The organism is Agarivorans sp. QJM3NY_33 (assembly GCF_050870865.2).
In the GTDB taxonomy this organism is placed as follows: domain Bacteria; phylum Pseudomonadota; class Gammaproteobacteria; order Enterobacterales; family Celerinatantimonadaceae; genus Agarivorans.
Genome location: NZ_CP194039.2, coordinates 896,844 through 921,819, shown reverse-complemented (window position 1 = coordinate 921,819; position 24,976 = coordinate 896,844). Strand labels below are relative to the sequence as shown.

23 protein-coding genes are annotated in these 24,976 nt (G+C 46.1%); 8 read left to right on the top strand and 15 right to left on the bottom strand.

Features of this window, described 5'->3' with window-relative positions:
• Positions 1–14 precede the first annotated feature (14 nt).
• The 6 genes from ACRRSY_RS04125 to ACRRSY_RS04100 all read right to left on the bottom strand — a co-directional run bounded on the left by ACRRSY_RS04125 (position 15) and on the right by ACRRSY_RS04100 (position 4,478).
• Positions 15–152: a hypothetical protein gene (locus ACRRSY_RS04125; protein WP_432464394.1), complete on the bottom strand. Its 138-nt coding sequence runs from the start codon at positions 150–152 to the stop codon at positions 15–17.
• Positions 153–198: 46 nt separating this feature from the next.
• Positions 199–777 carry a hypothetical protein gene (locus ACRRSY_RS04120; protein ID WP_432454437.1) on the bottom strand — a complete coding sequence of 193 codons (579 nt, stop codon included), beginning with the start codon at positions 775–777 and terminating at the stop codon, positions 199–201.
• Between the two features lie 79 nt (positions 778–856).
• Complete coding sequence (locus ACRRSY_RS04115) at positions 857–1,504, bottom strand: HAD family hydrolase (protein WP_432454439.1); 648 nt, start codon at positions 1,502–1,504, stop codon at positions 857–859.
• A 114-nt stretch (positions 1,505–1,618) separates the two neighbouring features.
• Positions 1,619–3,007 carry a YjiH family protein gene (locus ACRRSY_RS04110; protein WP_432454440.1) on the bottom strand — a complete coding sequence of 463 codons (1,389 nt, stop codon included), beginning with the start codon at positions 3,005–3,007 and terminating at the stop codon, positions 1,619–1,621.
• A 350-nt stretch (positions 3,008–3,357) separates the two neighbouring features.
• Positions 3,358–3,744: a hypothetical protein gene (locus ACRRSY_RS04105; protein ID WP_432464393.1), complete on the bottom strand. Its 387-nt coding sequence runs from the start codon at positions 3,742–3,744 to the stop codon at positions 3,358–3,360.
• Positions 3,741–4,478, bottom strand: a complete 738-nt coding sequence (locus ACRRSY_RS04100; protein ID WP_432454442.1) for a type 1 glutamine amidotransferase — start codon at positions 4,476–4,478, stop codon at positions 3,741–3,743. Before ACRRSY_RS04100 ends, ACRRSY_RS04105 begins: the two co-directional genes overlap by 4 nt.
• Before the next feature lie 395 nt (positions 4,479–4,873).
• Here ACRRSY_RS04100 and ACRRSY_RS04095 point away from each other — a divergent pair, with 395 nt between their 5' ends.
• Positions 4,874–5,254, top strand: coding sequence for a PilZ domain-containing protein (locus ACRRSY_RS04095; RefSeq protein WP_432454443.1), 381 nt, complete (start codon positions 4,874–4,876; stop codon positions 5,252–5,254).
• Here the strand turns inward: ACRRSY_RS04095 and radA are convergent.
• The gene (gene radA / locus ACRRSY_RS04090; protein ID WP_432454444.1) at positions 5,251–6,615 is read right to left on the bottom strand and encodes a DNA repair protein RadA; all 1,365 of its coding nucleotides are present in this window, start codon (positions 6,613–6,615) and stop codon (positions 5,251–5,253) included. The two genes, ACRRSY_RS04095 and radA, sit on opposite strands and share 4 nt — an antisense overlap.
• A gap of 146 nt (positions 6,616–6,761) precedes the next feature.
• Between radA and ACRRSY_RS04085 the strand changes: the two genes are divergently transcribed.
• Positions 6,762–9,137, top strand: a complete 2,376-nt coding sequence (locus ACRRSY_RS04085) for a PilZ domain-containing protein (protein ID WP_432454445.1) — start codon at positions 6,762–6,764, stop codon at positions 9,135–9,137.
• 145 nt (positions 9,138–9,282) lie between these two features.
• On the opposite strand, the gene serB is transcribed toward ACRRSY_RS04085, so the two are convergent.
• Positions 9,283–10,281, bottom strand: coding sequence for a phosphoserine phosphatase SerB (serB, locus tag ACRRSY_RS04080; protein WP_432454446.1), 999 nt, complete (start codon positions 10,279–10,281; stop codon positions 9,283–9,285).
• On the opposite strand from serB, the gene ACRRSY_RS04075 reads away from it, so the two are divergent.
• On the top strand, positions 10,276–11,061 hold the full coding sequence (locus ACRRSY_RS04075; RefSeq protein WP_432454447.1) for a YtjB family periplasmic protein: 786 nt from the start codon (positions 10,276–10,278) through the stop codon (positions 11,059–11,061). The two genes, serB and ACRRSY_RS04075, sit on opposite strands and share 6 nt — an antisense overlap.
• A gap of 216 nt (positions 11,062–11,277) precedes the next feature.
• Here the strand turns inward: ACRRSY_RS04075 and deoD are convergent, their stop codons facing one another.
• The 5 genes from deoD to ACRRSY_RS04050 form a co-directional block, all read right to left on the bottom strand.
• Positions 11,278–11,982 carry a purine-nucleoside phosphorylase gene (deoD, locus tag ACRRSY_RS04070; protein WP_432454449.1) on the bottom strand — a complete coding sequence of 235 codons (705 nt, stop codon included), beginning with the start codon at positions 11,980–11,982 and terminating at the stop codon, positions 11,278–11,280.
• A 65-nt stretch (positions 11,983–12,047) separates the two neighbouring features.
• Positions 12,048–13,268, bottom strand: coding sequence for a phosphopentomutase (locus tag ACRRSY_RS04065; protein WP_432454450.1), 1,221 nt, complete (start codon positions 13,266–13,268; stop codon positions 12,048–12,050).
• Positions 13,269–13,277: 9 nt separating this feature from the next.
• The gene (deoA, locus tag ACRRSY_RS04060; protein ID WP_432454451.1) at positions 13,278–14,618 is read right to left on the bottom strand and encodes a thymidine phosphorylase; all 1,341 of its coding nucleotides are present in this window, start codon (positions 14,616–14,618) and stop codon (positions 13,278–13,280) included.
• A 25-nt stretch (positions 14,619–14,643) separates the two neighbouring features.
• Positions 14,644–15,420, bottom strand: a complete 777-nt coding sequence (gene deoC / locus ACRRSY_RS04055; protein WP_432454452.1) for a deoxyribose-phosphate aldolase — start codon at positions 15,418–15,420, stop codon at positions 14,644–14,646.
• Between the two features lie 79 nt (positions 15,421–15,499).
• A complete protein-coding gene (locus ACRRSY_RS04050) occupies positions 15,500–16,738 on the bottom strand; it encodes a NupC/NupG family nucleoside CNT transporter (protein ID WP_432454453.1) in 1,239 nt (412 codons plus the stop codon).
• 609 nt (positions 16,739–17,347) lie between these two features.
• On the opposite strand from ACRRSY_RS04050, the gene ACRRSY_RS04045 reads away from it, so the two are divergent.
• The gene (locus ACRRSY_RS04045; protein ID WP_432454454.1) at positions 17,348–18,778 is read left to right on the top strand and encodes a hypothetical protein; all 1,431 of its coding nucleotides are present in this window, start codon (positions 17,348–17,350) and stop codon (positions 18,776–18,778) included.
• Between the two features lie 84 nt (positions 18,779–18,862).
• Here the strand turns inward: ACRRSY_RS04045 and ACRRSY_RS04040 are convergent, their stop codons facing one another.
• Complete coding sequence (locus tag ACRRSY_RS04040; RefSeq protein ID WP_432464392.1) at positions 18,863–19,657, bottom strand: TatD family hydrolase; 795 nt, start codon at positions 19,655–19,657, stop codon at positions 18,863–18,865.
• Between the two features lie 2 nt (positions 19,658–19,659).
• A complete protein-coding gene (locus tag ACRRSY_RS04035) occupies positions 19,660–19,803 on the bottom strand; it encodes a DUF5363 family protein (RefSeq protein ID WP_432454456.1) in 144 nt (47 codons plus the stop codon).
• Positions 19,804–20,222: 419 nt separating this feature from the next.
• Between ACRRSY_RS04035 and ACRRSY_RS04030 the strand changes: the two genes are divergently transcribed.
• The 4 genes from ACRRSY_RS04030 to ACRRSY_RS04015 all read left to right on the top strand — a co-directional run bounded on the left by ACRRSY_RS04030 (position 20,223) and on the right by ACRRSY_RS04015 (position 24,936).
• A complete protein-coding gene (locus ACRRSY_RS04030; RefSeq protein WP_432454457.1) occupies positions 20,223–21,218 on the top strand; it encodes a BMP family lipoprotein in 996 nt (331 codons plus the stop codon).
• 67 nt (positions 21,219–21,285) lie between these two features.
• Positions 21,286–22,851 carry an ABC transporter ATP-binding protein gene (locus ACRRSY_RS04025; RefSeq protein WP_432454458.1) on the top strand — a complete coding sequence of 522 codons (1,566 nt, stop codon included), beginning with the start codon at positions 21,286–21,288 and terminating at the stop codon, positions 22,849–22,851.
• Positions 22,848–23,969, top strand: coding sequence for an ABC transporter permease (locus ACRRSY_RS04020; RefSeq protein WP_432454459.1), 1,122 nt, complete (start codon positions 22,848–22,850; stop codon positions 23,967–23,969). The genes ACRRSY_RS04025 and ACRRSY_RS04020 overlap by 4 nt, the downstream gene beginning before the upstream one ends.
• A 1-nt stretch (position 23,970) precedes the next feature.
• Positions 23,971–24,936: an ABC transporter permease gene (locus ACRRSY_RS04015; RefSeq protein ID WP_432454460.1), complete on the top strand. Its 966-nt coding sequence runs from the start codon at positions 23,971–23,973 to the stop codon at positions 24,934–24,936.
• The last annotated feature ends 40 nt before the right edge of the window (positions 24,937–24,976 follow it).

Below are 24,976 nucleotides of genomic sequence, written 5' to 3'. Positions count from 1 at the left end.
CTCTAATACGCGACTCAATACAAACTCGGTGCGGTGCGGTGTTCTGTTTTATCAATAAAATACCAAATGCTTTTTAGTCGCTCAATGCTGCACTTATCGGCGATACCAACGGCAAAATATGATATCGCTTGTTCAGCATTGACCGAAGCCATAAATGCCCTAGAACTCCACAAGCTGTGGTGACTTAAAGCTTAGCCATTAGTGAAGAACGGGTTGCTTCGCCTGTGAAACATGATCGCGACTCAAAGGTACGTTCACCGCCATTTCTTGCCATTGTTGCTGCATCTGTTGATAAGGACTTAAGCCAGAATGACGCTGTGCAAAGTCATTTAAAATAACTCCCCAACGAAACTCTTCCATTTGCTGCTTGGGCACACCGCCTTCGCGCTGAGCCATTGCCAATACCAAACCTTTCACTTTATCAAGTTGCGGGGTGATCGGGTGATTGACCCCTTCGGTGACCATGATATTCTGAAAATCAGCCAGCATTCGCTGTTTTAAACACGCGGCTTCATCTTCTTCCAGATCCGCCACGGCGATCGCTTCTGTTAATAAGCGCAGCTGTAGAACCCGAGAAAAATGCAGGTAATCCGCTTGGCATAAATCAAAGAATAATATGACGTAGCCACTATTTCGCTCAATCACGGCCAAACACTCGTGGTCACCAACAGCAAAAGCATGAGCACTCCAGCGATGTCGGAAAAAAGCATGCTCTAAGGAAGGAAATGCCCGTGGTAAGCTGGCTTGCACATTTTCACTGATCTGTATTTCTATCATAATTTGCTCAATCCTGATGTTAATCATCTTGATTGAGCAAAAACAGTGCCAGCAGCTAGCGTCAAAAAATTAACGGCGATTAAGCCAGCTCGGCTAGGACCTCGCTAAGGGACAAGCGGATCTCATGATTCAATAGCTTAAGCTGCTCGCTAGGGGGGATCAGATCGGGAACTTGATACACTTGCATCCCGGCAGCCACCGCTGCACGCACGCCATTATCTGAGTCTTCAAAGGCCAGACAATGCTGTGGATCTACCGCCAAACCCTGCGCTGCCTTAAGGAAAATCTCCGGATGAGGTTTACTATACGTGACTTCACAACCGGTTGAGATATGATCGAAAAACTGACGGATCCCCGCATGCTCCAATTTCTTTTCTGCCGTATCTCGGGCCGATGAAGTGGCCAGCGCTACCGGAATCGATTCAGATTTAAACCATTGCAACAAAGCCAGCGCCCCAGTTTTTAAAGGAACTGCTTGATGCATCACAATTGCATGATACTTAGCTATCCAACAAGCCCGTAACTGGTCATAAGGGAGGTCTTGGCCGTAGCCTGCACATAAGATTTTTTTAATCTGTTGTGCATTAGTCCCAATAATTTGTAAGTAAACGGACTCTTTAAATTCGATACTCAACTCGGCGCAAGCAGCTGCGAAGGTATCGTACGACACCCGCTCACTGTCGAGTAATAAGCCATCCATATCAAATACAGCGGCGCGATAAGCCATAGTTTTTTCCACTTTGATTACTCGCTAATTGATGAGGGTAAATATTGATTGGAGCAATACCATAGCAGCGATACTTAACAATCTACAGTATTAAGTATCGCCAAAATGTCAGTTCTAAAAGAATAGATGCGCCATCAACGCAATCAACGGCAAGGTGACTAGGGTACGAATTAAAAATATCGCAAACAACTGCCACAATTTCACCGGCAACTGGCTCCCCATAATTAAGGCACCCACTTCCGATAAGTAAATCAACTGCGTCACCGACACTGCGGCAATCACAAAACGGGTGATATCGGCTTCGATAGATGCGGCAAGAATCGAAGGAATAAACATATCGGCAAAGCCTACCACCAAGGTTTCTGAGGCCCGTGCGGCTTCTGGCAATTGCAACAACTCTAATAAAGGAATAAACGGCTTGCCTAAGTAAGCAAAAATAGGGGTGGTATCTGCAATCACTAAGGCGACGGTTCCCACAGCCATAATTACCGGTAATACCCCAAGAACCATGTCTAATACGTTGTGCAGCCCTTCTTTAAGCAATTGTTTTGGATGACTGGCTCGGCCCGCTTGATGCCGCGCTAAGCTATATGCCCAAGCAACGCTGCTATAGCCTTCGGGAAGCACTTCACTATTTTTCTGGCGCTGACTGCCATCGATGAACTTATCACTAAAGCCCGACAGGGGTGGCAAGCGCGGTACAATGACCGCAGCTGCAACACCAGCGACACACACGGTTAAGTAAAAGGGCGCAAACATGTGCTCCAAATTAACCTGCGCTAATACCACCAAACTAAAGGTAATCGACACCGCCGAAAAGGTTGTCGCTATCACGACGCCTTCACGCTGAGTATAGTGTTTGTCTTCATATTGTTTGTTGGTCAACAAGATCCCGACACTGCCATCACCTAACCAAGATGCCATACAATCTACGGCGCTGCGGCCCGGCAGCCCAAATACCGGACGCATCACCTTGCTCAGTAAAGTGCCCACAAACTCTAGCAAGCCAAAATTCAACAAGAGTGGTAATAACAAGCCAGCGAAAATAAATACACTGAGTAGTGTGGGTAGTAAGTCTCCTAAAATGAGTCCACCAGTATCACCCGACCAAATCGCCTCGGGGCCTATCTTGAAGGCACACAGCAATACTAATACCCAGCCCAGCATTCGGATCCCATACCAAGCCTTTGAGACCTTAAACAGAGACGTTAATAAGGCATTTTTACCCAACCAACGCGGCTTGGTAAGCAAGGTATAAGTCGACATGATGGCACTAATCGTAATAAAACCCACGACCAGCCATAAGGCGCTATCGCCCAGGCCTGCTACCAAGCTTTTTGCCAAGATAGCCACCGGAATCGTGTAAGAACCGTTATAAGGCAGCGGTAGCATGAACAAAAAGATCCCCAGCAAAGACGGTAAGATAAACTTCCAAGCTGGGATTTGAGTTGAGGGGATGGTTTGATCGGAATCAGGCACGCTGAGCGCCTCCACGTCACGCATATAAAATCACTCTATTAAGCTAAATGTGTTGTTATATTCACAGGAGATGAATATATATTTTCGCGGGAGAATACCTGCAAAACACTAGCCATTCAAGATTTTTAAGCTGCTTTTTTGACTTAAAGCAAAATCATAAACTAGATATTGAACCAGACACCTCTTACTAAAACCAATTCCTCTAAAGTGGTTTTTGGCTTATATATCAAACCAATGCCATCGCAAGCAATGCTGCACACAAATCAATGATGTGGTTTTAGATAAGGCTGCAAAACTGTAGCCCCAAAACGACACAAGGCGAGCTTGAGCCATCGAGGTAGCTGCGCGCCTTAATCGATGGGATATCATGCGTACTAGAGGAAATCTTCACCACGAAAATTATGTTCAGCCAAGCGTGCTTGCCCAAGGTAGTGAGTGATAATCAATTGCCGAGAACTCGAATTGGTTTGAAAACGCAGCTTCGGACTGTCCTGCCACAGGCTATCTTCAGCACGTCGCCACAAAATTTCATCGGCTTGTAATTGGCAATAATAGCTTTGAGTTTGGCCATGTTTGCTTAGTCGCAATTGCCATAAGGGAGCTTGACTGCGATAAATACTGACTTGTTTTGGAGCCACCGAGGCCATGCTCGCGATGCCTGCTTGGCATACTTGCTCTGGCCGAAAGCCGGTTAAGTTGGGTTTTGCAGCCAAGAAAAACCAGCCGAAAATACAGAGCACTAGAATTTTGACTATTTTCATGCGAGCACGACTCGTTGAATAAAACTGGCTAATAGCGCATTACTCTCTGGCGTTTCCTGAACTCGGCTCAATACTTGCTGCAAATGCTGCTCCCCCTGCGTGTACTGATGTTTAAATTGGCTTAACCGCTCAACCAAGATACTGCGATTCACTTCAGGATGAAACTGAGTTGCCCAAAACGGCGCCAGTTTGTGCTTAAAGGCATGCAAACATTGTTCACTATAAGCCAATACTTGACAACAGTCCGGTAAACAAAGTGCACTATCTCGATGGACCGATACCGCCAAAAACGGATCTGGAAGTTCTTTAAACAGCGGGTCTTTGGCTGCGGCTCGGTGAAGATGAAGCGCCAAGGTTCCCATTTCAAAACCTTGCGACTGGTGATGAATTTCTCCTCCTAAAGCTAATACCGATAACTGAAAGCCAAAACAAGAACAAAAAGTCGGAAGCTGTCGCTCAATACAGGCGAGTAATAAACCTTGAATGGCGGATACAAAAGGATAACGCTGCGGTTGCAGCACGCTGGCTTCACTAGAGCCGCCCACTAATACCGCATCCACATCAAGTAATACTCGTTCGTCAAAATGAGCTTGCTCAAAGACATTCAGCACGCGAAATTGCGCCGCTGGTACGCCACAAAAATGGCTAAAACTAGCGAGTTCTTCGATACGTGTATTCAAATCATCGCGAATTTGAATCAACAAAATCGTTAATTGCTCTGCTGATCGATTCATCTATCACTCTAGTTATACGAACATGAGGGATCACTGTGTCTTCCCAAACCCATACGGCGTCTATTTAATCATAGTGCTTCCCCCTCATTTAAGCGACGCGGCCAAATCATGAACCTAAGGCTTGTTGAGCATTGATGAATAATTTTAGCGCCATGTCTCGCTTCTTTATACGAAGGAAGAAACGCTAACATGCAATGATGAAAATGCCCCCCTAATCACAAGCTAGAAAACAGCGACAAATACTTTGGTCTAGAAGCGGGCTAAAGCAACATCCTCTACATCAACAAATACTCACCGCATTTCAGCAGCAGATGATTTTTATCTTGATTGCTGCAAATTAGACTTATTTAAGCTAGTCTTAGGGGCAAGTTAAAGGCCATATTAGGAAGCGCTTTATGCATGAACGTCGCCAATTTTTGCGAGTATTATTTGACCGCCCAGCCTCTCTCAACCACGGAGAGCAATTTTGGTCATGTAAACTATTAGACTTATCTCTGCGTGGAGCTCTGGTTACGCTCCCCCAAGACTGGGATGAACAATTAAGTCAACTCACGCTTAGCTTTAACTTAACTGACATGGCCGTTGAAGAACTGACCATTACCATGGATGTAGAAGTAAAACATCTACGAGACAAACAGCTAGGCTTACGCTGTCTTCATCTTGACTTAGAAAGCGCCAGTCACCTTAAACGCCTGATTGAACTCAATTTAGGTGATGATGAACTGCTACACCGAGAGTTAGAACACTTAGTTGCACAACCGATAGAAGCGGATTAAACCGCTTCTAAAGCTTCAACCAGCTTAGCAACCGCTATCACCTCAAGTCCCTTAATGGCTACTTTGGGTCGATTTGCCAAAGGGATTATAGCGCGTTTAAAACCATGCTTAGCCGCTTCATTTAGCCGTTCTTGACCATTGCTCACCGGTCGAATTTCACCCGATAAGCCCACCTCACCAAAAACCACTAAATCACGAGGCAAGATTTGATTACGAAAACTCGAGACCATTGCCACCAACAGGGCTAAATCGGCACCAGTTTCGGCAACTCTCACGCCACCAACAATATTGGTAAATACATCCTGATCCGACATCTGAACCCCCGCATGGCGATGCATCACGGCCAGTAACATCGCTAAACGGTTTTGCTCAAAACCCACTGCAACCCGTCGCGGATTAGCCATTTGGCTATAGTCAACCAAGGCTTGGATCTCCACCAACAGCGGACGAGTCCCCTCCCATACCACCATCACCACCGAGCCAGGTGCGGGCTCTTGACCTCGCGATAAAAAAATTGCCGAAGGGTTGGAAACTTCCCGCATCCCCTGCTCGGTCATCGCAAACACCCCTAACTCATTAATCGCTCCAAAACGGTTTTTGTGGCCGCGCAAGGTACGAAAACGCCCATCGGCATCACCTTCTAACATAATCGAGCAATCGATGCAGTGCTCCAACACTTTAGGCCCTGCCAAAGAACCATCTTTGGTCACGTGTCCTACCATAAACATCGCTATATGGTGTTGTTTGGCAAAACGAGTCAACCAAGCGGCACTCTCTCGAACTTGACTAACGCCTCCGGGAGCCGACTGAATATCTGCCATATGCATCACCTGGATCGAATCAATAACCATCATTTTAGGTTTAACTTGTAAGGCGATTTGACCAATTTGCTCAACACTGGTTTCGGCTAACAATTGCAGTTTGTCTTTCGGTAAGCCCAAACGTTGGGCTCGCAAAGCGATTTGTTGAAGCGACTCTTCACCAGTGACATACAAGGTAGTCATATGCTGAGCCAAGCCACACATGGTCTGCAGTAACAAAGTACTCTTCCCGGCACCTGGACTGCCTCCAATCAAAGTGGCACTTCCCGGCACAACGCCACCGCCAAGAACCCTATCAAACTCAACAAATCCAGTCGAAAAACGTGGTAATTCAGCTAAATCAATACTGTCTAAGGTTTGAACCTTACCGACACTGGTCCCTCCTGCGTATCCGCTAAAGCGGTCATTACGCGCAGGCGCAGCACTTAAACGGACTTCACTAATGGTATTCCAGGCTTTACATTCACCGCATTGACCTTGCCAGCGCGGGAAGTCAGCACCACAGTCGTTACATACATAGGCCGTTTTCACTTTTGCCATTTCGCCCCCTAACCACAACTCAGTGCAAAAATATCATTAAAAAACCTTGCCTTAATCCGATCTGAAGGCACAATCTTTGCTAAGTGTAAAGACTCAGCCAAAGATTTGACAGTAAAACCAATCAGTAAGGAAAAATACCCAGACCAATGCCACATACTAAGGGCTATGCATTAATCGAACGTTTATTACCACTCATGGGCAGCAAAGATTTTAACCAAGTGTTTAATCGCGCGACTCAGGAGCTGTCAAACAATGAACGCTTCTTACTAAAAATGGAAATGCAACGCTTGTCGGCTCCTTGCCAACGATTGGTCGATTTACGAGATAAAGTAGACGGGGAATGCGGCGAATTTACTTACCAAGGTAAAACCCATTACCTAGATGAAGTCGCAATTAAAGTATTTAAACAACAACTCCAGCTTTATCAAAATCAATACACCTTAGGTATTTTTGAAAAACTGCAAAGCACCGAAAATAACTTTAAGGTGATGCAGCAAAAAAACATCAGCCCTCAGCAAGCAGCGGCTCGTAAACCTAAAATGGTGGAGGCCAGAGCAATACGTTTAGGCCACTACATTGGCCGCAGTGAAGAGCGAATGCACCTCACAGCTCCCATTAAAATGGCGACCTTAAACGGCGAACAATTTGATGCTCGAAGCTCCAATATGTCGGTCTCGGGCTTACGGGTTCAGGTTGACCCTAAGCGAGCCTATACTCTAGGCGAACACTATTTAGTTTACTTCACCGGTTTGGAAAAAGAGTTTGCCAATCGGGTTCTCAGCGCGGGAACTGAATATCGAATCGTAGGAATTGACCAGAAGGATCAGAAAAAGTGGTTACGAATGACCGTGATCGATCCCAGCGAAGAGTTTAACCACTTTTTTAGTACTTTCTTGCGCTCATACCGGGGGCGCTACCGAGTTGATGTGGATAATATCACCGCGGCGGTCATCACCAAAGGCTACGAACAATATTTGATGCCGCGACTCAGCAGTGTCCCGCTATATTTTACCGGTCAAACGCCACCGCAACTAACTTATGTTTTAGCCACGCCGAACAATTTAGAACTGTTGTCTTACTGGCGAGATGAAACCAATACCAGCCATTTATCCCAGCTATTTCATCATCCGCGAATGATGCGTTATCAGGCAATAAATCAAGGTGAAAGCCTGATTTATTGCTTTACCCATACCACCAATAACAAGTTGTTCTTTTATTCTGCCAGCAGTGAAGAACTCGCAGAACACCCGGAAATTCGCGCGCTCTACTTCGCCTTTGGCTGCCGTAAGCCAAGCTGGAAAGTGTTTAGATTTCAGTGGCAAAAAGCCCAAGCGAGCGATGCGCAAGTGAGTACTCCCTTGCCTAGAAAAGATTCTGCTATTGAACAAGAGCGGGTTGCCAATGCCCTTGAAAATTTGAGTGTGGTCGGCTTATTAAGTGATATCACCGGGGCAGATAATGGCAGCGATTATCAGCAGAACTACCCCTTAAACGATAACCCCAATAAACTGGCTTTATTCAACCAAACAAAACAATCAATTACCGCTTTTGAGCAAATTAGCTACAAGTATATGCAGCTGCGTAAAGAAAATCGCTACCAATACCGCTCTCTGGTCGAGGTTGAACACCGAGGCCTTATAGAAAGTGGATGGGTGGTCGATTTCTCGCTCGGCGGAATGAAAATCCAAGTTGAAACACCTCTGGATTTCAATCCTGACGATCACTTGAACTTGGCTCTCCCTCAATTTCAAAAACTAGTGAAAAGTTTTAATTTAACCCAGCTCAACTACCAGGTGGTTAACTGTAATACCAGCCATACCATCTACAACTTAAAAGCGGTGGATACAAAAGGGAAAGTACATCAAGGTCGAGGTTTCTTTAAACAATTAATCGATCATAACTTAGATAAACTACCACTGGTGCCAGAAGGAAGAAATATTTCGGGATTATCAGATGCGCTGCGACAACTTGTTTGTGCGCCGCTCTTTTGCCGAGCCTTATACATTAATAAGATCCCTGGCAATCTGGAAGTGGGCTGCGTTGCCTATGGCACGATCCCTCAGGCTAGCGATCTGCTACTCAATATTGATAAACACAAGCAAACTGCGGATTTAAGCCAATTTCTAGCCCATGAGAACCTTGGCTCACTTATTTCTTCACGCTTAAAAGACCATCGACCGAGTGATCCACCCGAACGCTTCGAGCTGATCGTCGTGCTCTCAAAAGATGGCAAAAAACTACTCAGCCAGCGACTCAGTAGTGGCTTTAAGTCAAGCCAACAACAACGAGAATTTATTCAGCTGAGTCTAGACCGCGGTCAGGTCCATGCCTTCTCCTTATTGTTATCACGTGTGGGCCGCCCAGATACCGAGTATATACAACGTGAACTAGACTACATTAGCAATTACGCCATCCATCGAGCCAAACAATTAGAAGATGAGTTATGGAGTGTTGCAGGTCTGATTGAGTTAACAGATATCAGTGCTGAAATAATGCAGCGCTTTCGCTTGAGTCGCGATTAACACGCCCCTATAGCGGAGCGTAATCGACGCGATACTTCATATAAAAAACGACGATAAAAATCGATGTTATGGGCCCGATAGCACTCAGTTCTATCGGGCAGGCATCAATCTCGCCGCAAGGATGCAGAGATATACAGGTTATCGTCTAAGCAATCAGCATTTTAGCGGCTTGTAGGATACATACCACCCCATCTAAATCGCTGTGTTTGACCGACAATTGCGCCTGCTCTTGTACCAAAGGCTTGGCATGAATCGCGACCCCAAAATCGGCAACTGCTAACATTTTCAAATCATTCGCCCCATCGCCTATCGCCATGGTTTGCTTAGCGCCATATTGCTGTTTTAGCTGGGCTAATACATCTGCTTTCACCTGCGCATCAACCACTCCACCAATCACTTCACCAGTGAGTCGTTGTTGTTCTATCGCGAGTACGTTGGCTTTCACATAGTCAAAACCTAAGTCACGTTGCAGCCGCTCAGCAAAGAAGGTGAATCCTCCCGAGGCGATGGCTACCTTCCAGCCCGCTTGCTGAACCGTTTTAATCAAGCACTCTAGACCCGGCATCAAGGGCATTTGGTCAGCCACCTGCTGTAAAATGCTTTGCGGCGCATCTTTGAGTAAGCCAACTCGACTACGCAAACTCTGCTCAAAATCTAACTCACCACGCATCGCGGCTGCAGTCACTGCACTCACCTGCTCTCCTACGCCAGCCAAGGCGGCAATCTCATCGATACATTCGATTTGAATCGTGGTGGAATCCATATCCATCAACACTAAACCGGGTTCACTTAAGTCTGGTAAACGATTTAAGACCACCACATCAAAAGCAAAGTCTTGTGCCTCTAGCTGTGTTCTACACCATTGCGCGTCGGCATCGCTACGTAACAAAACACAAATATTTCCTGCGGCAGGCATCACTCCGCAGAGCTGCAATGCTTGCTGCGACATGAAGCTTTGACTTAAGCTAATAAAATCACTAATCAGTAACTCTTTCGCCCAAGCCAAGATGTAACTACCAGTGAGACCTTGGTTAGTTTCCTGCAGGCCCAACTCGGGGCAAACTTGGTAGGGAAACTGTTTTAAAGAAAGAGACCACTGAGTTAAGGACTGCGGTAAGCGGTCTAGGCTATGAGGTGATTGCAAACTGATTCCTTGTTAATTACAAATGCGGCGCATCAAGATAGCGTATTGCTTTTTAGTTTGGCAAGCACCTACAATAGCTTTGACGATAAAAAAGAGGTTCGCGTGGCCAAATCAGCAGTAAAACGCTATCGATTCATTCAATTTTTCCAATTTGTTATTGCCATTGGGTGCTGCATTTGGGTTCTTTACGGCTATTTAGACTTAAAGCATAGCGGTGAGCAATTAATTGAAAATCAAACTGAAAAACTAGCGCGCTCACTCACTTCGCTAGCAGCCTTGAACGCAGCGGCTTTTATCGGAGAAGATAATCAAGCCGAACTCACATACTTGGTGAATGCCTTAGTCAAAGAACATTTTGTTAAAGACGCTACCATTTATGACCATCAAGGGCTCCGCTTAGCCCAATCACAGCAAGCACTGCCTTTAAGCAAGCTTCTCCCCTTAGCCGGAAGTAGCCATACACCCTTAGAGGGCCTCGGCAGACGCCCCTACATTGCTGAAATTAGAGGCCCGCAGGGAGAAACTTTAGGTTATTTACGGATTACGCTAGAGCACACAACTCTATTAGCCGAAGCCAATACTTATGTGAGTGATGGTCAAGCACGAATGATGCTAATGTTTTTAATGTCGATATCCATCGGTTTTTTTCTTACTCGAGTACTCTCAAGAAAACGTCGTTTCGCGATGTTGCTACGGATTAATAACCGAGCACAACGCAAAAACAGTAAACAAGCGAAGCAACTATTGGCAAGCATCGCCGCCAGAAGCAGCAACAAGTAAAACTTAGGCTAATCATATATCAATGGAGAGTGCTTTGAAGCGGCTCGGCGAGCTTTGTGCTCCCGATAAAGTCGCTGTCCAAAAGCCGTCATTAAGGCGGTGTTCCTGTCCTTCAATCATCATCGATTGAGAATAAATTGAGAGTGCTTTGAGGACGTTCGATGGAAGTTGATTTTCCACCGTTATATCACCGCCAAAGCCTCTCTCAAAACCAACTTAAAGTAACGATTCTAAGGTAAGAATAATCATCTCATTGAAGGTTGTTTGGCGCTCTTCGGCTGTGGTTTGCTCGCCGGTACGAATATGATCAGAAATGGTCACCACACATAACGCCGCCTTACCACATTCTGCAGCAACACCGTATAAACCGGCCGCTTCCATTTCCACCGCATAAACATTGTGTTTTTCTAAAACATCAAACATATCAGGCTCTGGGCTGTAGAATAGGTCGGCAGAGAAAATATTACCCACTTTCGCATCAATGCCATGAGTCTTTGCACTATCCACCGCTGCGCGTAGTAAGTCATAATTAGCGATTGCCGCAAAGTCATGTCCTTTAAAACGGCTTCGGTTAACCTTGGAGTCAGTACACGCGCCCATGGCAATCACCACATCACGCAATTTAATTTGCTCGCTAACCGCGCCAGCACTTCCCACACGAATAATGTTTTCTACACCATATTGGGTATACAGTTCATGGGCATAAATAGAACAACTGGGGATCCCCATGCCCGAGCCCATGACAGAGACTCGTTTGCCCTTGTAAGTCCCAGTAAATCCGAGCATGTTACGCACACCTGTCACTTCAACAACATCTTGTAGATAAGTTTCCGCAATATATTTCGCACGCAATGGATCGCCGGGCATCAGTACCGTTTCAGCAAAATCACCAGGCTTAGCATTGATATGAGGGGTTGCCATATATTCTCCTAATAAAAGTTATGTCGACAGCAGCAAGATAAAGCCGTATTAGCTGCTAAAAATACTTATTCTTGTAAAAAACTACGTCCATATTGTAAGGCTGGTAAACCCATATAGTCGGCGATGGTTTGGCCTATATCAGCAAAGCTATCACGCTTCCCGACATTCTTAGCGGTCAAATTATTCCCAAAGAAAATAACCGGAATGTGTTCACGCGTATGATCGGTACCTGGCCATGTTGGATCACAACCATGGTCTGCGGTAAGTACCACGATGTCTTCATCACCAAGCTGTGCCAGCAGTTCAGGTAAACGCTGATCAAAATATTCTAAGGCTGCGGCATAACCTGCCACATCACGACGATGTCCATAAGAAGAATCAAAATCAACAAAATTGGTAAAAATTATGCTGTGATCCACTTGCCGAGCCATCTCGCTCAAAGTTAAGTCGAATAGCGCTTCAAGCCCTGTCGCCTTCACCTTACGGGTAATCCCCTGCTGAGCATAAATATCGGCAATTTTCCCAATACTAACCACTTCGCCACCCGCTTCAGCCATCTTATCTAATAAGGTAGGGGCCGGTGGTAAGACTGATAAATCACGGCGATTACCAGTACGAGCAAACTCAGCCGCATTAGCCCCAATAAAAGGACGAGCGATGACTCGACCAATGTTATAAGGGTCCACCAGCTCTCGAGCCAACTCGCATAACTTTAATAGACGCTCTAAACCAAAGGTTTCTTCATGCGCCGCTATTTGAAACACGCTATCCGCCGAAGTATAAAAAATCGGCTTACCGCTTGCCATGTGCTCTTCCCCTAAGCGCGTGAGGACCTCAGTACCAGAAGCATGGCAATTCCCTAAATAACCTGGCAGTTCAGCCCGTTCAACTAACTCATCCAGCAAACTTTGCGGAAAACTATTCTCTGTCTCGCTAAAATAGCCCCAGTCAAATAGTACCGGTACCCCAGCGATTTCCCAGTGCCCACTCGGGGTATCTTTGCCGCTAGACATCTCTGCGGCATAACCATAACAAGCCTCAAAATTAACCTTAGGATCTAAACCTGGTGGGTAAACACCGCCGCTGTCGGCACAAGCCTGGCCCAAACCAAGCCGATTCAAATTAGGCAATGTTAACGGCCCACTGCGGCCAATATCAGCCTTGCCTGCGGCACATTGCTCGGCAATATGTAGCATGGTATTGGCGCCTTGATCTCCAAATTTGTCAGCATCTGCACTGGCACCAATGCCAAATGAGTCCAACATTAAGATAATTGCACGTTTCATAAGATCTCCTTATTGCGGACCAATACGTTGATAAACCGGATGTTCCGCGACAACCGTTGTCGATACAGTCACGGACGACTCTATCGTGATAGCTTGCTGTAACAGCCTCGCTGCTGCTTCCCAAGAGGACTCGTCTTGCGCATGCAAGTAGAGTAAGCTTTGCCCTTGAATGATCTGAGCACCTAACTCGACTAAATCACTAATCCCAACACTATGATCGATGGCTGCACCAGCGACCGTTCTACCGCCACCTAAACTAACAACAACCATGCCTAATGCGCGGCAATCGATTTGTGTCACAATACCATCGCGTTCAGCAACAAGTGGTTTGATAAGCTTAGCCTTCGGTAAATATTGCTCACTACGTTGCACAAAATCATGCGGCCCACCAAGCGCTGCCACCATCATCGAGAAACGTTCTAAGGCAGCTCCCGACGAGAGACTTACCGCAAGTTTTTGTTCCGCTTGTTGCTGGCTACTGGCTAAGCCACTCGCTAACAACATCTCTACGGCTAAAGCCGTCGTCACTTGATGTAGACGCTGTGCCGAGCGGTCGCCTTTCAGGTAGCGTAAGGCTTCGGCCACCTCTAGCGCATTACCGGCACTGGGCGCTAAAGGCTGGTTCATATCCGTCAGCAAGGCGCAGCATTTCACCTCAGCGGCATTGGCAACCTGTACAATACTTTCGGCTAAACACTGAGATTGGGCGTAATCAGGCATGAATGCGCCACTCCCCACCTTCACATCCATGACCAAAGCATCGAGACCAGAGGCCAACTTTTTACTAAGAATAGATGCAGTAATCAACGGAATAGATTCAACGGTGGCAGTCACATCGCGGATCGCATACAAACGTTTATCGGCAGGAGCTAATTCTCCGGTTTGACCAATAATCGCAACCCCAACCTGTTTGACGATCTGTTCAAACTGCTGAGTCGTCGGGCTAATGGAGTAACCGGGGATAGCTTCAAGTTTATCCAGAGTACCGCCGGTATGACCTAAACCGCGGCCTGAGATCATCGGTACATGACCCCCACAAGCTGCAACCATTGGTCCTAAAATCAAGGAAGTTAAATCGCCAACCCCACCCGTTGAATGTTTATCGACCACAGGCCCAGGCAAGTCGAGATGCTGCCAACTGAGTACTTGACCAGAGTCACGCATTGCGCAGGTTAATGCAGTGGCTTCTTCAGGTTTCATCCCCTGAAAATACACCGCCATCGCAAAAGCCCCAACTTGGCTATCGCTGAGTTGACCACGACTGAGCCCATTCACCATAAATTGGATTTCTGCCAACGAGAGCGTTTTTCCATCTCGTTTACGTCGAATAATTTCTTGAGGTAGCAACATTAGCTTTCCTTAACCATCTTAGGGCTTAATAACCAGCGCCAGCTTCAGCCTTTGAGTCACCTAAAATCGTGGCTTGTAAAGCAGCTAATAAACTAGACGCGCCAAACCGAAAATGCGCTTGACTCAACCACTCATCCCCTAAGATCTGACGAGCAAGGTCAAGATAAATCTTGGCTTGTTCAGCACTTTTCACCCCACCAGCCGCTTTAAAACCACAGTTAGGATTAAATTTAGCGATGGCATTCAGCATCACTTTCGCAGCTTCTGGAGTGGCGTTCACTGCTACCTTGCCAGTTGAGGTTTTGATAAAATCGGCCCCAGCTTTTATCGCCAGCTCACTGGCTTTGGCAATCAAATCAGCTGACTTAAGTTCTCCACTTTCGATAATCACTTTCAGTTTCACCGCGCTGCCACAGGCTGCCTTACATTGAGCAACTAAGTCTGTTCCCACCTGTTGGTTCCCCGCCATTAAAGCTCGCCATGGAAAGACCACATCCACCTCATCGGCACCGTAAGCAACTGCGGCCTTAGTTTCAGCGACCGCTAAAGCGACATCATCTTCCCCCAGAGGGAAGTTAGTCACCGTCGCAATTTTTACTTCGCTGGCACCTTGTTCCGCTAATATGCGACGAGCAAAAGGAATAAATCGAGGGTAAATACATACCGCAGCAACTTGCCCTTGAGCTGAACTGGCTTGAGCACACAAAGCTGCGACACTCGCACGAGTGTCATCATCATTTAGCGTCGTAAGATCCATCAAAGATAGCGCTTGCTGCGCCACCACGGTGAGAGACTGAGACATAACTATTCCTCAAAGTTAATAAAAAGTAGACCAGCGATATAGCTTAGCTTCTCGGCGCAAGGCCAAAAAACGACAGTCGCTATAACAAACTGGTAAAAAATCCTGCCAGTGCCGCACTCATCAAATTAGCTAGTGACGCAGCAGCAACGGCTTTAAGTCCCAAACGCGCAATGTCACTGCGACGCGTCGGAGCCATACTCCCCAAACCACCGAGTAAAATTGCGATAGAAGACAGGTTGGCAAACCCACACAAAGCAAAAGTCACCACGATTTGAGTGTGTTCCGATAACGTAGCTCGAACATTCACAAAATCGACGTAAGCGACAAATTCATTCACAATAACTTTCTGACCAATAAAACTACCCGCTTGAACTGCTTCAGCCCAAGGCACCCCTATAATCCAAGCAAGTGGCGCAAAAATGTAACCGAGAATTAATTGAACCGTTAAATGCTCTAAGCCAAACCAGGCTCCGACCCCACCAACCATATGATTCATTAAAGCAATTAAACCAATAAAGGCCAACAACATCGCCCCCACATTTAATGCGAGTTGCATACCATTTGAAGCACCAACGGCGGCCGCATCAATTACATTTGCCGGGCGCTCAACTTCATTAAGAGCGGCATCCATATCTTGCTCTGATGGCTTGGTTTCTGGCTTGATCATCTTCGCCATCAACAAGCCGCCGGGAGCCGCCATAAATGATGCCGCTATCAAATATTTAAGCTCGACACCGAGTCCAGCATAACCCGCTAAAACAGAACCTGCGACCGAAGCAAGCCCACCCACCATGATGGCAAATAACTCCGATTCACTCATTTTGGGAATGAAGGGCTTCACTACAATCGGCGCTTCGGTTTGACCCACAAAAATATTCGCGGTAGCCGACATCGACTCCGGCCGGCTCGTTCCAAGTATTTTTTGCAAGCCGCCACCAATCAAAAAAATCACTTTTTGCATAATACCGAGATGGTATAAAACTGCGATTAAAGACGAGAAAAATACGATGATTGGCAGTACCCGAAAAGCAAATACAAAACCGACACCATTGGCAAACATGGCGTCAGTGGCTAAACCACCGAATAGGAAATCAATTCCCGCCTGGGCACTATTAATCACCGATTGAACGCCGTTAGAGACAGTGGCAAGAACCTCCTGCCCAAAGGGAAGATAAAGCACAAAAGCGCCAAATCCAGCTTGAATCACAAACGCGCCGAATACCGTGCGTTTATTAATTCGAGATCTATTATCGGAAAGCAACAATGCTATTCCTAGTAGCGCGAATACGCCAACCAAGCTCATTACCGTACTATTCATTCGTGTCTCTCGATTAAGTTGTCTTTTAATACAATCAGCACCGTTTCATTTTTCTCAAGCGAAACAAATATCAACGAAGCATCATAACGTTTGCAGTTACATCGAGTCCCCAGCAAGGCCGTTTGCGAGCCGATATAATAACGGCGGCAATGATACCGTGGCCCTAGGCCTTAAATGAGGGACAGATCAAACCCTATAGACATATACGGCCTAACAGCCGATTAAATAACCAAATGTGTTGATAATAAAACCTGACTTGCCTAAGATGGCATAACCATGACAATCAGATTAAAAATCCAACAAAATATAACTGAGATTAAATTTTTAATAAGTAAATAAACGCGCACCAGCAAATCGCCTGCTGAATTCTGCCAATGGCAATCATTCTTGCTCGCAAACCACTCAAGCGAGCTAGAGACGTTCTATTTAAAGAAGCCTTAGTGATTCACTAAGCAGAGTCGAAATTCGACGATTAAATGACTAGCGACTACAGGCTGATGAGTGTAGGACCTAAACCAACGGCAATTCGTGACTCAAGTCACGCTATTGTGGTCAATGAGAACAAAATGTGAGAGTTGTAACTGAATATGTTGATAATGAGAGTGTATTGTGAATGAGGCTCAGGCGGCAGCAAAGCTGCAAAATGCCTCCGCACATAGTTTTAGACACCAGTTTAACTGCTGCAAAAACTGCCGCTGCCCAAATTTTGGCCTGACCGAAAGTTCTGACTATCTAGCTGAAAGTCAACATTTGGGTTATCCAGCCTTGCACTGCAAAGCCTGTGGCAGTTATCCGCCATTGGTCGACAGCCACAGTGTCAATTTAATTGTTGAGGAAAAAGCCAAACAGCAGCTAACGAAATCCCCCTGTGGCTGCAGCCACTGCGAACCCGGTTTTTTCCTCGGTACGACTGTTGGGGTGAAACGCTACGGTAAGACGGGAGCCAATAGCCAGCGTTATCAATGCCGCAAGTGCCAAAACGTGTTTACCCAAGTGAACATCAAGGGGCTTGAGCCTTTATCAAGGTTATTCAGCCTGTTAAATCGAGGCCACAACCCACAACAAATAATGCAACAGCTAGAGATTGCTCCGAAGATCTATTACCAGCTATTGCAACGCCTATATCAATGTTTACGCTTTTATAGTCGGCAACAGGAGCAAAGGGTGCTGCATAGAAGCTTCTGCGCACTACATACCGAAAGCCAGATCCATGAGTTTTCTGAACAGAAACGTATCTGGACACTATGCTCAACCGAAGTCACTTCCGGTTATGTATTACTGCACACCCATAACCAAAGCCAACTGCAGTTAAACGATAGCGCTCACTATCAACAAAAAACCTCTACTCTGTTACCCCCATTATCGGATAGCCCGATCGTTGAGGCGCTAAAACGACGTTACCAACTCACCCTGAATCGCTATCACTTTGAAGATCTACATTACGGTAGCACCGCTGCCTTGCGTGGCAGCCAGCTATTGCAGCCAGCACTTACGGCTTACGCTCACTTTCAATTACTAAGCGCCTTTACCAGCCAAAACCAAAATTTCCATCACTACATCGAGCACGAAAGTAGTATCCGTGGCGCAGCCCTTATGTCGTGTGTTGAAGAGATAAAACAGCAACGAGCCGATATTTATTACGTCTATCGCCACCCCCGCAGTGAAACTGATATGGGATCGGCGGGTAACAAGGTTGGTTGGTGGAACGATCGCTGGTATCCCGCCGATTTCGGAGCTTTTTGCTCAATCACCAGTGCTCAACAAAATCCGACAAAGGTCGCCTTAGCCCAACCCTTAGCTTGCCAAAACTTTTTCCAACACCTGCAGTTAAATATGCCTAAACAACTGAAAAGTTTTAGTTCCGTTGATGCCTTATTTGAAATAAACCGAGCTTTATTTAACTATCTACTCCCAGATAAAGAGGGTCTTACCCCCGCGATGCGTTTGGGCTGTTGCGAGCAACAAATGACTGCAAGTGAACTCGTCAGCGCCGCAGTGGCGGCGGTAAACTCTGAACATATCGACAAATTTAAGCGCTGATGGCGATAAACTCGAAACCAAGGTCTATGGAAGTGACGCCGTTCCTACAAATTGCAACAGCACAATGGCGGTAGTCAAGACCGCTTATATCGACAAATTTAGGACCTGATGGCTATTTTCCCATAAGGCCTGTTGAAGCTGTTCCGCAGACTCATTGCGTAACTCTAACAAACAGTTAAAAATCGTTGGTAAATTGAGTGGACTATTATACGCCTCCTGCATCTGGTACAAAGGCATATCTGGCGCGTCGGTTTCCAATACCAAAGCCTGTAATGGTAGGCGTCGCAGTGCCTTGCGCGTTTTTTCAGAGCGAGGCCAAGTAATTCCTCCGCCAATACCGAGCTTAAAACCTAAATCAACAAAACGACTGGCTTGAGTATAGCTACCACTAAAGCCATGAATAATCCCACCTTGATTAAACTGTTCCAGCTTCAATAATTGCGCAACCCGATCATGTAAACGTACCGAATGAATGAGTAACGGCAATTGCTGATGTTGTGCAGCGGCAATTTGCCGCACCAAAGCAAACTCTTGGTGAGCAAGAGTTTCTGGGAAGCGACCATCTAAGCCACATTCGCCCCAAGCAATGATTTGCTGACGATGAGTTTCGACGAACTGTTCAAGCTGTAATAAATCGGCTAAGAGTAATTCAGGCTGACCTTGTAAAGCTTGTGGATCGAAAAAGCAGGGATGATAGCCCAGCGCAACATGCAACATTGGATGGGAAGATAGATGTAACACCCGTAGCCAATTATCCGGCCCCACAGCTGGCACCAGACACTGAGCAATATTCTGCTGCTTAAACTTCATTAAGTGACTGGCAAGATCCGCATCAAAGGGAGGAAAGTCAAGATGACAGTGCGTATCAAACCAAGCCATAGTTAATCGTCCTCTGACTTGAGATGTTCCCGTGGAATACAGCTTCGGCAAGGCTTATCTAAACCAGTTTCAGCTAACCAACGATCATAACGCACTAAGCACTTTCGAAAAAATCTGACGATCTGGTTCAAAATATCCTTCCTCATTTTAGCTGTAAACTGGATTTTATCTGCATATTACCCACATAACTAGGTAATATCTCTTAATCAACCCAATGATCTAGTGAAATACTGAAGCAGCAATATTGAATTCATTTATCCTTCGCCCTACTCTATAGTTCGATCACTGCATATTTATCAGTGGTAGAAAGGCCTAACATAAGATAATTTCATGATGCAATGATAGTTATTCATCGGACAACTGTAACGCAGCGCAAGTCCGTTGATACTTACAGATGATACTGGTTATGTTTCGGCCTAAACGATAGTCCGTAGCTAACCAAGGAAATGTAAGGCAGGCTATGCGCTTAGTCACAATTGCAGCTCAGAAAATATAACAGGTCAAGCTAGGCTAGTCAGATTGCTGTAAATAATACAAACACTTCTAAAAAAACAGGGAGTTAACCGTGAAAAAATTCGCAACCAAGCTTACAGCTGCCGCTTTCGCTGTAGCATCTTTTAGCGCTTTAGCCGCTAAACCAGCAGTAGTTTACGATACCGCAGGTAAATTTGATAAGTCGTTCAACGAAGCCGTATATCGCAACGGTGTCGAAGTATTTAAAAAAGACAAAGGCGTAGATGTTCGCGAATTTGAACCGCAAAACGAAGCACAACGTGAACAGGGTTTACGTCGCTTAGCCAGTCGCGGTTTTGGACCGATTGTCGCTGTCGGATTTAACTTTGCATCTTCAGTCGAAAAAGTCGCCTCTGAGTTTCCAGATACGCAATTTACCATTATCGATATGGTCGTTGATAAACCGAATGTGCAATCTATCGTATTTAAAGAACAGGAAGGGTCATTCTTAGTCGGAGCGCTTGCGGCAAAAGCCTCAAAAACCAACACCGTTGGTTTTATTGGTGGAATGGACATCCCATTAATCCGTAAATTCGCCTGTGGTTATAAACAAGGCGCGCTTTACGCCAATCCTGATATTAAAGTATTAGAAAATATGACAGGCTCAACACCTGCAGCCTTTGCCGATCCTGCAAAGGGCTCAGAACTGGCTAAATCTCAGTTCTCTAAAGGAGCTGATGTAATCTACGCTGCCGCAGGCGGTACTGGTTTAGGGGTTTACCAAGCAGCAAAAGACGCTGGTAAATTTGCGATTGGTGTTGATTCAAACCAAAACCACCTTCAACCGGGTACTATGCTGACTTCTATGGTTAAGAAAGTCGGTGTCGCAGCCTACGGAACTTGGGAAGACGGCATCAACAATTCTTGGAAACCAGGGATTAAAGCCTTAGGTTTAAAAGAAAATTCTATCGATTGGGCGCTAGATGAAAACAATGCAGCCTTAATTAGCGATGAAATGAAAGCATACGTAGATGGTCTTAAAGCTGACATTATCGCTGGTAAGATCAGCGTTCATGACTACATGTCTGATAATACCTGTAACTTCTAAACGTCGATAAAATACGCCAACCCACGGGGTTGGCGTATTTTTATTCGCTAGATATTGGAAATCTAAAGTGACACAAGCAGCTGATTTTGCCATTGAACTGGAACAAATCGACAAGCGTTTTGGTAGCGTTCACGCGAATCGAAACATCGATTTAGCAGTCCCTAAAGGCACTATTCACGGCATTATTGGTGAAAATGGTGCCGGTAAATCCACTCTGATGAGTATCATTTACGGCTTCTATCATGCCGACTCAGGCTCAATGCGAGTCAACGGTCGTCCCTACGAGCCGCATAATTCTCAAGAAGCCATTCAAGCCGGCATTGGTATGGTTCATCAACATTTTATGTTGGTCGACACCTTTACCGTCTTAGAGAATATTGTATTAGGTGCCGAAAGCGGCTGGAATTTAGAAACAAGCCTTAGTAAAGCCCGTAAAAAATTGCAACAACTTGCGACTGATTATGGCCTAGATGTCCCTTTAGATGCCCTCGTGGGAGATCTAGCGGTTGGACTACAACAGCGGGTTGAAATTCTTAAAGCACTTTACCGTGGGGCAAAAATCTTAATCTTAGATGAGCCTACTGGTGTATTAACCCCTCAAGAAGCAAACCACCTGTTTGATATCTTAGCGAAACTACGCGAACAGGGCACCACGGTGATGATTATCACCCACAAGCTGCGTGAAGTATTAGCCATTACCGATAACGTTTCGGTGATGCGACAAGGTGCAATGGTTGCACATGTGGTGACTGCCGAAACCGACCAAGAGAATCTCGCTGAACTAATGGTTGGCAGAAAAGTGTTATTACAAGTAGAGCGCGGCGAAGCAAAACCGGAAGCAGCCTTAATCGAAGTGAATCAACTCAGTTATGTTGATCCTGCAGGCGTAAAACGAGTGAAAGAAGTCTCTTTCCAAGTGCGCGCAGGAGAAATTGTGGGGATCGCGGGTGTATCAGGCAACGGTCAGTCAGAGATCCTCGGCTTGCTTAGCGGGATCTTAAAACCGAGTAGCGGTAGCGTTCGCCTTAATCAACACCAATTGAGCGCCGAACAATCCAAAGACCCACGAGAAGTGAGAGCCATGGGCGTTGGTCACATTCCAGAAGACCGCCATAAACAGGGCTTAATCAATAAGTTTTCAGCGAAGGAAGCTTATATTCTCGGCTACCATCATTTAGCAGAATACAACAAAGGGCTGTTACAAGATAAAGCCGCTATTGATAAGGCTTGTCTGGACAGCATGCAGAAATGGGATGTTCGACCCGATGATAGCAATTTAAAAACCGCTAACTTTTCTGGGGGCAATCAGCAAAAATTAGTGATTGCCCGCGAAATGGAACAAAATCCAGATATTCTCTTGGTAGGGCAACCAACCCGTGGCGTCGATATTGGTGCCATTGAGTACATTCATCAACAGATTATCCACTCCCGCGATGCCGGTAAGGCGGTACTATTGGTCTCGGTGGAACTCGACGAAATCATGAATTTGGCAGACCGTATATTAGTGGTCTTCGACGGCGCCATCGTTGGCGAAGTCAGTGCTGAACAGGCCGATGAAAAAACTTTAGGATTAATGATGGCCAACATTGTGCCTGAACATATTAAAAACTCAGCACAAGGAGGCGCACAATGAGTCAATCACCGGTACCGGCTTGGGTTAGTGTAGCCTTACTGCCTGCGATCAACGTTTTTGCCGCGTTTCTCGTGTCTGCCCTGTTGTTTATGTACATCGATATATCACCGGTAGATGCCATCAAAGTCATGTGGACTGGCGCCTTTGGTTATGCCGAAGGTTTTGGTTATACCTTATACTACACGACTGGTTTTATCTTCACGGGTTTAGCCGTAGCGGTGGCCTTCCACGCTGGACTATTTAATATTGGTGGCGAAGGTCAAGCCTACATCGGTGGTCTTGGCGTCGGTTTAGTCTGCCTAACCGTCGGTGAGTATTTACCTTGGTATCTAGTCTTTCCCCTTGCCATTATAGTTGGCGGTTTATTCGGTGCGGCGTGGGCCTTTATTCCTGCGTATTTACAGGCGAAACGCGGGTCACACATCGTAATTACCACCATCATGTTCAATTTTATCGCCGCTTCCCTAATGGCCTACTTACTGGTCGACGTTTTAAAACCAGACAGTACCATGGCCACCGAAAGTCGCGTTTTTGCAGTCTCATCTTGGCTACCGAAAGTGCACGAAATGCTGGCTTGGTTTGGTATTCAACTAGCACCGAGTCCACTCAATTTAAGCTTCGTATTTGCGTTAGCCTGCTGTGTATTTGTTTGGCTATTTATTTGGAACACTCGCTGGGGCTATGAGATCAGATCGGTGGGCGCGAATCCCAACGCCGCTGGATATGCTGGTATCAACTATCTAAAAATCGTAGTTTTAACCATGTTAATTTCCGGTATGTTATCGGGCTTCTTCGGTCTGAATGTTCTGCAAGGAGAACTGCACCAAATCAAGCTTAACTTTGTAGAAGGTTTTGGTTTTACCGGAATTGCGGTGGCCCTGATGGGACGAAACCACCCACTCGGAGTGCTACTCGCCAGCTTACTATTTGGTTTTCTTTATCAAGGCGGTGCTGAACTCAGCTTTGAATATGGGGTAGACCGTAATATTGTGGTGGTACTGCAAGGGCTGGTGATCCTTTTCTCTGGAGCCTTAGAGCACATGTTTAAGCCCTCGCTGGAGCGCGGCTATCTTAAGCTATTTGGCAAAAAACCAAACCATTCAGAAGGAGCTGCTTAAGATGTTTGAAACCATTATCTTAATGCTAGATGCAACGATTCGGGTTGCCACACCGCTAATTTTTGCATCGCTTGCGGGCATGTTCTGTGAACGTTCAGGGATCGTGAACATTGGCTTAGAAGGAAAATTACTAGCCGCGGCCTTTACTGGTGCTGCCACCGCCCATGTGACAGGGTCTGCTTGGCTAGGGCTACTGGCTGGGGTAGCTATTTCGATGCTACTCGCACTACTCCATGGTTTTGCAACCATTACTCACCGCGGAGACCATGTTGTCAGTGGTATGGCGATTAACATTTTAGCCGCCGGATTAACAATTACCTTAGGCCGACATTGGTTCCATCAAGGCGGGCAAACGCCAGCTTTAAGTGGTGCCGCACGTTTTGCGCCAATCCACCTACCCGGCGCAGATGCTCTCGCCGATACTCCGGTGATCGGCTTACTTTATTCAGAACTGATCAGTGGCCACTCTGCCTTAGTCTACTTACTGATTATCACCGTACCATTAGCTTGGTATGTGATGTTTAAAACCCGATTTGGCTTACGTCTTCGAGCTGTCGGTGAATCGCCCGCAGCGGTAGATACCGCAGGGATCTCGGTGGTAAAAATGCGCTATAGCGCAGTACTCATTTGTGGTCTGCTGGTTGGCATTGGTGGCGTATATTTATCGGTGGCACAAACGGCTCAGTTTATTCCCAACATGAGTGCGGGTAAGGGTTATATGGCCCTAGCCGCATTAATTTTTGGGAAATGGCGTCCGTTTACTGCGCTCAGCGCCTGTTTGTTGTTTGGATTTTTGGATGCCTTGGCTATTCGTCTGCAAGGGGTATCGATTGGTAACTTCGCGATTCCAGTACAAGCCATCGAAGCCATTCCGTATGTGCTCACCGTTTTCTTATTGGCTGGCTTTATTGGTAAAGCTGTGGCCCCCAAAGCGATTGGCGTGCCTTACACCAAAGAACGCGAATAAAACATAACTTCCCCCATAAAAAAAGGTCGCTTAATGCGAC